The organism is Kitasatospora sp. NPDC056651 (genome assembly GCF_042792155.1).
Lineage (GTDB): Bacteria > Actinomycetota > Actinomycetes > Streptomycetales > Streptomycetaceae > Kitasatospora.
On the sequence record NZ_JBHTWX010000230.1, the window covers coordinates 1 to 2,521 of the forward strand.

Annotated in this window: 2 protein-coding genes and 1 pseudogene; 2 read left to right on the top strand and 1 reads right to left on the bottom strand. The window is 74.1% G+C overall.

Translation table 11 applies throughout. The features are described from left to right. Nucleotides 1-179 precede the first annotated feature (179 nt). Nucleotides 180-671, bottom strand: coding sequence for an HPP family protein (locus ACFRAR_RS38570; protein ID WP_380705102.1), 492 nt, complete (start codon nt 669-671; stop codon nt 180-182). Between the two features lie 143 nt (nt 672-814). On the opposite strand from ACFRAR_RS38570, the gene ACFRAR_RS38575 reads away from it, so the two are divergent. Together ACFRAR_RS38575 and ACFRAR_RS38580 are read left to right on the top strand one after the other, a co-directional pair. Next, the gene (locus tag ACFRAR_RS38575) at nt 815-2,032 is read left to right on the top strand and encodes an amidohydrolase (RefSeq protein ID WP_380705104.1); all 1,218 of its coding nucleotides are present in this window, start codon (nt 815-817) and stop codon (nt 2,030-2,032) included. A gap of 320 nt (nt 2,033-2,352) precedes the next feature. Then, nucleotides 2,353-2,521: pseudogene (locus ACFRAR_RS38580) on the top strand (glycosyltransferase); the annotation flags it as partial.

Sequence of the window (2,521 nt, forward strand, 5' to 3'; positions counted from 1 at the left end):
TCCGGGGGACCGGTCGCCGGCCGGGCCATCCGATGGGTGGCCCCGGCCGTCGGTGATCGACTGGGAGGGTGGAGAACCGGGTGCCTTCCGGCCGTCGGTGCCTTCCGGCGGTCGATGCCTCAGGCCGTCGAGGCGTGACCGGTCCTACCCGGGGGTGTGACCGGCTCCCGGGATCCCGGCTACCAGGACACCGGGTAGCGGACCGGGTGTCTGCCGATCCGGCCGGGCAGCAGTCCGATGGCGACCAGCAGGGTGGAGGCCAGCAGGAGCAGCGGGAGGAACGGCACCGGGTGCGGCGCTTGCAGGACCACGATCACGGCGGTGCCCACGGCCGGGGAGTGCGAGAGATGGGTGAGCATCATCACGCCCAGCGAGAGCCCCGCGGCGACGGCCGCGCCCCAGGCGGTACTGCGGGTGACGGCCAGGGTGGCGAAGCCGATCAGGGCCGACATCAGGTGACCGGCGATCAGGTTGCGCGGCTGCGAGATCGGCAGTCCGGGGGCGCCGTGCACCAGCGCGGCGCTGGCGGCCAGCGGCGGGATCAACAGGGGTTGGTGGAGCAGGACGCCCACCCCGACCAGCAGGAGCAGGGTGCCGATGGCAAAGACCGTGGCCCGCAGGGCGTGGATCGGGTGCGGTCTGGGCGTGGCGGCGGGCGGTGATGAGGACATGCGTGAGCTGCTCCGAAAGGGGGACGGGGGACCTTGAGATGATAAACAGATTGTTGATGGAAAGGTGGGACGTTTTGCCTGTCAGGCAAATTCGGTCCACGGATCGGGATCACCCCGCAACCCAGAACGAGAGCGAGCAGCCCATGACCACGCCGTCCGTCACCCTCTTCCGCGACGTCCGGCCGTTCGGTGCCGAGCGGGCCGTGGACCTGGTCTCGGTGGACGGTCTGCTGGCCGAGCGGGTGCCCGACGGGGTGGTGCCGGAGGTGGTCGAGGGCGGCGGCCGGATCGCGCTGCCCACCCTGGTGGACGCGCACATCCACCCGGACAAGACGGCCTGGGGCGAGTCCTGGTACAGCCGCCGCCCGGCCGGCTCGCTGCCCGAGTACGTCCAGGGCGACGTCGACCTCCACCGGCACCAGAGCACCTCGATCGCCGACCGGTCGCACCGGCTGCTGAGCCACGCCGTGGCGCGCGGCACCCGCGCGGTGCGGGCCCACGTGGACGTGGCGCCCGCCTTCGGCCTGGCCGGGGTGACCGGGCTCGCCGAGGTGCGCGAGCGGCTGGCGGGCGTGCTGGACGTCCAGCTGGTGGCCTTCCCCCAGCACGGGGTGCGGCGGACGCCCGGCGCGGGCGCGCTGCTCGCCGAGGCGGCGGCGAGCGGGCTGCTCGACGCCATCGGCGGGATCGACCCGGCCGGCTTCGACGCCGGCTCCGACGAGGGCCGGGACGGCGAGGGGCCCGCCCAGCTGGAGCTGCTGTTCGGCCTGGCGGAACAGCACGGCCTGCGCCTGGACATCCACCTGCACGACGGGGGCGAGCGCGGACTCGGCCCGCTGCGCGACATCGCCGCGCGGACCAGGGCGGCCGGGCTGGCCGGACGGGTCGTCGCCAGCCACGCCTTCTGCGTCCCGGAACTGACCGGCGCCCCGCTCGCTGACCTCGCCGCCGAGCTGGCCGAGTCCGGCGTCGGGCTCACCACCGTGGCGCCCTCGGCCCACCAGGTGCTGCCGTTCCGCGAGCTGCGGGCGCACGGCGTGCGGGTCGGGCTCGGCTCGGACGGCGTGCGCGACTCGTGGAGCCCGTACGGCAACGCCGACATGCTGCACCGCGCCCACCTGCTCGGCTGGACCACCGACGCCCGCACCGACGAGGAGCTGGCCGACTGCTTCGCCTTGGCGGCCGACAGCGGCGCCGAGCTGCTGGACCTGCCGGCGGCCACCCTGCGGCCGGGCTCGCCCGCCGACTTCATGCTGGTGACGGGCGAGTGCCTGCCGCAGGTGGTGGTCGACCTGCCGGTCCGCGAGCTGGTGGTCCGTGCGGGCCGGGTGGTGGCGCGGGACGGACGGTTCACGGGCTGACCGGCGGCGCCGCTCCCACCCGCCTCGACCGCCTCGACCGCCTCGACCGCCTCGGCCGCCTCGACCGCCTCGACCGGCGCGGCCGGGTCGGGCGCGTGGTCGGGACGGTGTGGCGAACCGGGCGGTCAACGGTGCGGTCAACGGTGCGGTCAACGGAGGTCGACCAGGCGGACGCCCGGTCGGCCAAAGGAGAAGGCAAGGGGAGTGAATTCCCTTGCCACTTTCAAGTTATCGCGTGCCCGGGGGCTTGCGGCAAGGCCCCCGTTGTGTCGCAGAATCACGGCCGTAGAGCCATGACCTGCGGAAACGGGAGTCGTGAAATGCACGTGTTGATGACGGCATGGGGATCGCGTGGGGACGTCGAGCCGCTGGCGGGGCTGGCGGCGGCACTGCGGGGGCTCGGTGCCGAAGCGCGGGTCTGCGCACCCCCGGACGAGGAGTTCGAGGCGCTGCTGGCGAGGGCCGGGGTGCCGCTGGTGCCGCTCGGAC